The following is a 6,536-nucleotide window of genomic DNA, read 5'->3' as shown; positions in this document are numbered from 1 at the left end:
GGTTTGTCAGCCCGTCCGGCGTTTGAGGACAAGGCCCGTTCAGGGCCGTAGCGGGGGTCTGGGGGCGCAGCCCCCAGGGATGGGAACGGGTAAGGGCGGCGGGGGCGATCTCAGTCGGCGGTCACCTTCGTGACCTTGCCCGTGTCCAGTGCCACCGCCCACTCACTTGTCACCCCGTCCTTCACCGTCTCCACACCCCACACCACAGCCCCGTTCTCATCGTCGCCCCCCACCTCCGTGACCGCGCCCTTCGCGGCAGCGGCCAGCGCCGCGTCCCGCGCGTCGAACTTCGCCCCCTTCAGCGCCGCCAGCTCCGCCCGGTCCTCGCTGTCGCTCTCCTCGTCCGTGTCCCGCTGCGCGTCAAGCACCTTCCCGTCGGCGGAGACCTCGACGCCGTACTCCGCGCCGTCGTCCCGCACGACATCCACGCCCCACGTACCGGCGTCGCCGCCGTCGTCGTCCAGCTCGGCGGAGACGACGGTGCCCGAGGTGTGCCGCAGCGCGGCGGCGATGGCCTCGGCGGCGGTGACACCGCCGGCACGAACCGCCGTACGGTCCTCGGCGGCGTCGTCGCTCCGGTCGTCCGTGGCGTCGTCGTCCCGGTCGTCGACGACCTGCACATTCGCACCGCCCGCCCCAGGCCGCGCAGCCGCCGCCTTCTCGTCGTCGCCCACTGCGAAGGCAGCGACGGTGCCGCCGGCCAGGGCGGCTGCGGTGAGGGTGGCGATGACGATGTTCCGCTTCATGGGGGCTACCTGCCTCTTCGTTCGTTCGGTTGACGACAACCAAGCTGCCCGAGCCCGCCTGAAGCAGGCCTGAAGTCACCTGAAGGCGTCTTCAGGTTCGCTTTGCGAAGCTGTACCCATGCGTTTGCTGATAGTGGAGGACGAGAAGCGGCTCGCCCTGTCCCTCGCCAAGGGTCTGACGGCCGAGGGCTACGCCGTGGACGTCGTCCACGACGGCCGCGAGGGACTCCACCGGGCCACCGAGACCCCGTACGACCTCGTGATCCTCGACATCATGCTGCCCGGCCTCAACGGCTACCGAGTCTGCGCGGCCCTGCGCGCCGCCGGTCACGACGTACCGATCCTCATGCTCACCGCCAAGGACGGCGAGTACGACGAGGCGGAGGGCCTCGACACGGGCGCCGACGACTATCTGACCAAGCCCTTCTCGTACGTTGTTCTGGTTGCCCGCGTGAAGGCCCTGCTGCGTCGGCGTGGGACGGCCGGCGCCTCGCCCGTCCACGTGGTCGGCGAGCTGACCGTCGACACCGCCGCCCACCGCGTTCATGTCGGCGAGGACGAAGTCACCCTCACCGCAAAGGAGTTCGCCGTCCTGGAGCAGCTCGTCGTGCGGGCCGGCGAGGTGGTGTCCAAGGCGCGGATCCTGGAGCACGTCTGGGACTTCGCGTACGACGGCGACCCGAACATCGTCGAGGTGTACGTCAGCACGCTGCGGCGGAAGCTCGGTGCCTCCCTGATCCGGACCGTGCGCGGCGCCGGGTACCGGCTGGAGGTGCCTCAGTGAGACGCGCTCTTGGCTCCGTGCGGGCCCGGGCGACCCTCGGCGCCACCCTGGTCGTCGCGGTCGCGCTGATCGCCGCCGGGACCGCCGTACTGCTCTCCCTCTGGTCCAACCTGAGCGGTCAGGCCAGCACGCAGGCCGAGCGGACCGCACGGACGGTCGCCGCCGACCTCGCGGCCGGGACCGCGTACGACCAGCTGTCCCTCGATGACGACGACAAGCCCGTCCAGGTCGTCGACCCGGCCGGGCGGCTCGTCGCGGCCAGCGAGGACCTGGAGCGGATCAGCGGTACGGGGGTGGAGGCCGTGCGTCCGCAGGCCGTCACGGGGGACACCGGCAGCCCCGAATCCACGGCGGACGACGACTCCCTCTCCACCGGCGAGATCGACGACGACGTCTCCTTCACCGACGGCTCCGCGACCGTCGACGGCGACGAGGCCGACTACCGGTTCGCCGCCGTACGCGTCGAGGTCGACGGCGAGGGCACGCTCACCGTGTACGCGGGGGCTCCCCTCTCCGCCGAACAGAGCGCCGTCAGCACCGCGTTGACCGTCATGCTGATCGGGTTCCCGCTGCTGCTCGGCGTCGTCGCGGGCGTCACCTGGCTGGTCACCCGGCGCGCACTGCGCCCCGTCGAGGGTATCCGGGCCGAGATGGCCGAGATCACCGCCTCCGAGGACCTCGCCCGGCGCGTCCCGGTGCCCGACACGCACGATGAGGTCGCGCGGCTTGCCCGGACCACCAACGAGACGCTGGCCGCCCTGGAGACCTCCGTGGAACGCCAGCGCCGGTTCGTCGCCGACGCCTCCCACGAGCTGCGCAGCCCTATCGCCTCCCTGCGCACCCAGCTCGAAGTCGGCGCCGCACACCCGGAGTTGCTGGACGTCGACGGCGCGGTCGAGGACACCGTACGGCTGCAGCGCCTCGCCGCCGATCTGCTGCTGCTCGCCCGGCTGGACGCGGGGGAGCGGCCCGCCGACGCGCGCGTCGACCTCGCGGGACTGGTCCGGGAGCAGGTGGAGGGCAGGGCGGGTGTGACGCTGGAAGCGGCGGCGGGCGTGGAAGTGGCCGGGTCGCGGGGGCAGTTGGGGCGGCTGGTCGCCAATCTGCTGGACAACGCGCAGCGGCACGCCCGGTCGGCCGTCACGGTGGACGTGCGGCGAGAGGGGGAACGGGCCGTCGTCGAGGTCGCCGACGACGGGGACGGGGTGCCTGAGGGGGACCGGGAGCGGGTCTTCGAGCGGTTCGTACGGCTCGACGACGCCCGCAGCCGGGACGACGGCGGTGCCGGGCTCGGACTCGCCATCGCCCGGGATGTCGCCGTACGGCACGGCGGCACACTCACCGTGGGTGAAGCGGCGACAGGCGGAGCCCTGTTCGGACTCCGCCTGCCTGTCGCCTAGAGCTGCGGGCCCTACGGGCGGCCTCGCTGGCCGCGCAGGTGCTGTGCGACCGGGCGGAGCGACCTGTCGACCTCGGCCAGCGCCTCCGGGGTCAGCAGATCGATGAAGTGCCGCCGCACCGACGCCACATGATGGGGCGCAACCCGGTTCATCGTCTCCATGCCCTGCTCGGTGAGCACCGCGAACAGACCCCGCCGGTCGGACTCGCAGTTCTCGCGGCGGACCAGGTTCGCGTTCTCCATGCGGGTGATCTGGTGCGAGAGACGGCTCTTGGACTGGAGGGTGGCGGACGCGAGGTCGCTCATCCGCATACGGACGTCCTCGGACTCGGAGAGGTTCACCAGGATCTCGTAGTCGTTCATCGTCAGGCCGAACGGTTGCAGGTCCTTTTCGAGCTGGTATGCCAGCAGTCTGTTGACCTCAAGGTGGGTGCGCCAGGCGCACTGCTCCGCGTCGGTCAGCCAGCTTGTGGCCGTCTCGGTCTCCATGAATGAAGTCTACCTAAAAGGTTGAAAGGCGAACTTGTGAGGGTGGCGTGACGGCGCGCACATGTTCGACGTCACACTCCGCAGACTACCGCTCACAGCCCGAAGCGACGCTGGAGGTCACCGAGCTGTCCGGGAAGGCGCGGTGCCCCTGGTTGCTGTGGATGACCTGTGGGGGCGTGGCCGCCACCCGGCACTCCGGGCTCGTGCGGAACCGCTCCCGTGGCCTGCTCCGCCATGAGTGTCTCCGTGGACTGGAGCAGCACCGTGCCGGCCCCGACGAACTCGAACTGGTGCTCCTCGCCGGAGGCCCCGCCGATGCCCGTCATCGCACGTAGGCCGCCCATCAGGCCCGTCATGTACCCATGGTCGTAGTGGTGGCAGGGGGAGGGGCAGTCGGCCCAGCCGACCAGGGCCTGCGGGTCCACCCGGATCGGGGGTTCCATGAACACCACCGGGCCGTTCGACGCGGCCACGAACTTGCCCGTCCCGATGAGGGTCAGGAAGCCCGGCACGATCGACTGCTTGAGCGCGAGACTTGGCTGAAAAGCGAGAAGGTTGCCCGAGCGAATGGTCAGGTTGCCGTCTTCCAGATCGTACGAATTCACGTCGAAGGCCCGGTCGGCGAGCAGCATCTTGCCCGAACCCTCGGCGACGACCCAGTCGCTCGCGTGCAGAGGCGAATGGAAGGACGTACGGACAAGACGGTCCAGACGGCCGTGTCCGATGCCGTTGAAGTCGACCGTGCCGTAGTAGGCGATCATCTTGCCCTTCTGCAGGAACCACTGGCTCCCCTTGAGCTCCACGCAGAAGGTGTAGTTGTTGACGTTGTCGTCGGACGGCAGCGTCATCGGGTCGTGGACGACGGGCCCCGCGCCCGGGTAGGTGGTCACAGCTTCTCCTCCGACGCCTGGACGTACACCGCACCACTGCCGCTCAGCTCCAGCTGGAACGCCTCGCCCGAGCCACGGCCCACCATGTCGCGCCAGCCCAGCGCGGTGGACAGCTTGTTGCGGACGTCGCCGTGGTGCGCGACGTACGCCTGCGGGTCGACGTGGACCGGGCGCTGCGGGGTGATGGGCACCTCGATGACCCCGCCGTGGGCCATGACGGCGACCGCGCCGTGTCCCTTGAGGGTGGTCGTGAACAGGCCCTGGCCCGTCACCTGGCCCCGGACCATGCCCATGACGCCGCCCTGCGAGCCCATGAACATCGTGCCCTGCTGGAGGGTGCCGTCGAAGGCGAGGAGGCGGTCCGCCTCGACGCACAGCGTGTCCCCGGCGAGCTGGATGACCTGGATGTGGTGGCCGCCGTGGCCGAACAGGACCGTGCCGCTGCCCTCGACGGTCATCAGTGGGGTGGCCTCGTTGGCGACCCGGCGGCCGATCATCGACATGACCCCGCCCTGGCCGCCCTGCATGTTGGGCGTGAAGGACACCTCGCCCTTGTAGGCGAGCATCGCCCCGCGCTGACTGAACAGGCGCTGGCCGGGCATGACGGTCGCCTCGACCATCTTGGAGTTGATCTCGCGGAAGGGCATGTCACACATCCCCGGCGATCGTGTTGCGCTCGCTGGGCTGGACGTACACGAGACCGTCGCCCTCGAAGCGGATCTGGAAGGCCTCGCCGCCGCCCTCGCCCATGAACGTGCGGAACGTCACACCGGACTGGAAGGACTGCCGAACGTTGCCCTGGTGCGCGATGTACGCGCCCGGGTCGACCGTCAGCGGGAACTGCGGGCTCACGCGCAGCACCACCGCAGGACCGTCCGACATGATCGCCGCCTGTCCGTGCCCCTCGACGGTCGTCGTGAACAGGCCGTTGCCCGTGGACGCGCCGCGCATCCCCGTGAACGACGTGCCCGTGCGCAGGCCCGAGTCGGTCGCGAGCAGGTTGCTCGACTCGACGTAGAGCTTGTCCCCCTGGAGGCCGACCAGGTTGATCTCGGAGGCGCGGTCGGCGAACCAGCACGTCCCGTGCCCCTTCACCTCCATCAGGGTCATCTGCTCGCCGGTGATCCGCCGGGTGACCATCCCCCGGATGCCCTCACCGCCGCCGCTGAGCTTCTTGAAGTCCATCTGCCCGTCGTACGCCACCATCGAGCCGTTCTTCGCCTTCACGGCGTCTCCGGTCATGTCGACGGCGAGCACCTTGCTGCCTTGAAGTCGAAACATCGCCACGGAGGGAAGGTAGCCTCCCGGGCACCCCCGGCAACAGATCCCGAAGGTGGAGATCGTCCCTGAAACTCCCCCTAGGGCAGTCCTTAAGGGTCCCACCCCCTGTCCCGGTCGCCTGGGCCGCGAATGCCACAATGGCCAAACGTTTGTGCACCCATTCACAAAGCAGCATCCACTCAGCAGCATTGACACAGCACCGAAGGTGACCCGTGGACATCAAGACCGCCTCTGCCCTCCGCCGCCTGCGCCTGGTCTCGGCCCCCGAGGCCGTTTCCTTCCTTCTCCTGCTGGTCTGCTCGGTGCTGAAGCGGACCACGGACTTCAACGCGGTGCCCGTCATGGGCATGGTGCACGGGGTTCTCTTCATCCTCTACGTGATCTTCTGGGCGGACGCCTGGAACCGCGCCAAGTGGTCCCTGAAGACCGGGCTCCTCTACTTCGTCCTCTCCGTCCTGCCCACCGGAGGCTTCTTCGCCGAGCGCAAGCTGCGCCGTGAGACGGAGGACGCGGTGATCGCCTCCCGCGCCCGCCAGGCACAGGACGGAGCCATCAAGGCATGATCGTCGCCTTCTCCGTGACGCCCCTCGGCGTCGGTGAGGACGTGGGGGAGTACGTCGCCGACGCCGTCCGGATCGTCCGTGAATCCGGGCTCCCCAACCGCACCGACGCGATGTTCACGTCGATCGAGGGCGAGTGGGACGAGGTCATGGACGTCGTCAAACGTGCCGTCGCCGCCGTCGAGGAACGCGCGCCGCGCGTCTCCCTCGTCCTCAAGGCCGACATCCGCCCCGGAGTGACGGACGGTCTGACCTCCAAGGTCGAGACCGTGGAACGCCACCTCTCCCAGTAGTCCACGTAACCCAACTCTCCCGGTAATCCACCCGCCTGGACGCGTCCAGTTCGACACGCCGCCATATCTCCACTTCTGTGGGGATATCGGCTTC

General features: G+C 69.4%; 9 protein-coding genes. 4 read left to right on the top strand and 5 right to left on the bottom strand.

Going from position 1 to position 6,536, the window contains the following annotated elements; genetic code table 11:
* Positions 1 to 110 precede the first annotated feature (110 nt).
* Complete coding sequence (locus ACWDR4_RS45890) at positions 111 to 746, bottom strand: PepSY domain-containing protein (RefSeq protein WP_450417623.1); 636 nt, start codon at positions 744 to 746, stop codon at positions 111 to 113.
* Positions 747 to 864: 118 nt separating this feature from the next.
* Between ACWDR4_RS45890 and ACWDR4_RS45885 the strand changes: the two genes are divergently transcribed.
* Both ACWDR4_RS45885 and ACWDR4_RS45880 read left to right on the top strand, forming a co-directional pair.
* Complete coding sequence (locus tag ACWDR4_RS45885) at positions 865 to 1,530, top strand: response regulator transcription factor (protein ID WP_450417622.1); 666 nt, start codon at positions 865 to 867, stop codon at positions 1,528 to 1,530.
* Positions 1,527 to 2,930 carry an ATP-binding protein gene (locus ACWDR4_RS45880; RefSeq protein ID WP_450417620.1) on the top strand — a complete coding sequence of 468 codons (1,404 nt, stop codon included), beginning with the start codon at positions 1,527 to 1,529 and terminating at the stop codon, positions 2,928 to 2,930. The genes ACWDR4_RS45885 and ACWDR4_RS45880 overlap by 4 nt, the downstream gene beginning before the upstream one ends.
* An 11-nt stretch (positions 2,931 to 2,941) precedes the next feature.
* On the opposite strand, the gene ACWDR4_RS45875 is transcribed toward ACWDR4_RS45880, so the two are convergent.
* From ACWDR4_RS45875 to ACWDR4_RS45860, 4 genes are all read right to left on the bottom strand, one after another.
* Complete coding sequence (locus ACWDR4_RS45875; RefSeq protein WP_450417619.1) at positions 2,942 to 3,418, bottom strand: MarR family winged helix-turn-helix transcriptional regulator; 477 nt, start codon at positions 3,416 to 3,418, stop codon at positions 2,942 to 2,944.
* Between the two features lie 92 nt (positions 3,419 to 3,510).
* Complete coding sequence (locus tag ACWDR4_RS45870; protein ID WP_450417625.1) at positions 3,511 to 4,266, bottom strand: AIM24 family protein; 756 nt, start codon at positions 4,264 to 4,266, stop codon at positions 3,511 to 3,513.
* A 38-nt stretch (positions 4,267 to 4,304) separates the two neighbouring features.
* Entirely contained in the window at positions 4,305 to 4,955 is a 651-nt protein-coding gene (locus ACWDR4_RS45865) for an AIM24 family protein (RefSeq protein WP_450417617.1), read from the bottom strand.
* 1 nt (position 4,956) lies between these two features.
* Positions 4,957 to 5,589: an AIM24 family protein gene (locus ACWDR4_RS45860; RefSeq protein WP_105970765.1), complete on the bottom strand. Its 633-nt coding sequence runs from the start codon at positions 5,587 to 5,589 to the stop codon at positions 4,957 to 4,959.
* 212 nt (positions 5,590 to 5,801) lie between these two features.
* On the opposite strand from ACWDR4_RS45860, the gene ACWDR4_RS45855 reads away from it, so the two are divergent.
* Both ACWDR4_RS45855 and ACWDR4_RS45850 read left to right on the top strand, forming a co-directional pair.
* The gene (locus ACWDR4_RS45855; RefSeq protein WP_450417615.1) at positions 5,802 to 6,152 is read left to right on the top strand and encodes a DUF3817 domain-containing protein; all 351 of its coding nucleotides are present in this window, start codon (positions 5,802 to 5,804) and stop codon (positions 6,150 to 6,152) included.
* A complete protein-coding gene (locus ACWDR4_RS45850; RefSeq protein ID WP_450417613.1) occupies positions 6,149 to 6,442 on the top strand; it encodes an MTH1187 family thiamine-binding protein in 294 nt (97 codons plus the stop codon). Before ACWDR4_RS45855 ends, ACWDR4_RS45850 begins: the two co-directional genes overlap by 4 nt.
* Positions 6,443 to 6,536: the final 94 nt, after the last annotated feature.

The sequence above is a fragment of the Streptomyces sp. NPDC000878 genome (assembly GCF_053599695.1).
Note: the sequence above shows the minus strand (reverse complement) of the source record. Positions and strands in the feature narration are given on the sequence as shown.

What these genes read in the sequence shown, in the direction of transcription:
- ACWDR4_RS45860 (WP_105970765.1), bottom strand. Translation starts at nt 5,589, where the DNA reads ATGTTTCGACTTCAAGGCAGCAAGGTGCTCGCCGTCGACATGACCGGA.
- ACWDR4_RS45890 (WP_450417623.1), bottom strand. Translation starts at nt 746, where the DNA reads ATGAAGCGGAACATCGTCATCGCCACCCTCACCGCAGCCGCCCTGGCC.
- ACWDR4_RS45850 (WP_450417613.1), top strand. Translation starts at nt 6,149, where the DNA reads ATGATCGTCGCCTTCTCCGTGACGCCCCTCGGCGTCGGTGAGGACGTG.
- ACWDR4_RS45885 (WP_450417622.1), top strand. Translation starts at nt 865, where the DNA reads ATGCGTTTGCTGATAGTGGAGGACGAGAAGCGGCTCGCCCTGTCCCTC.
- ACWDR4_RS45865 (WP_450417617.1), bottom strand. Translation starts at nt 4,955, where the DNA reads ATGCCCTTCCGCGAGATCAACTCCAAGATGGTCGAGGCGACCGTCATG.
- ACWDR4_RS45870 (WP_450417625.1), bottom strand. Translation starts at nt 4,266, where the DNA reads ATGACGCTGCCGTCCGACGACAACGTCAACAACTACACCTTCTGCGTG.
- ACWDR4_RS45875 (WP_450417619.1), bottom strand. Translation starts at nt 3,418, where the DNA reads ATGGAGACCGAGACGGCCACAAGCTGGCTGACCGACGCGGAGCAGTGC.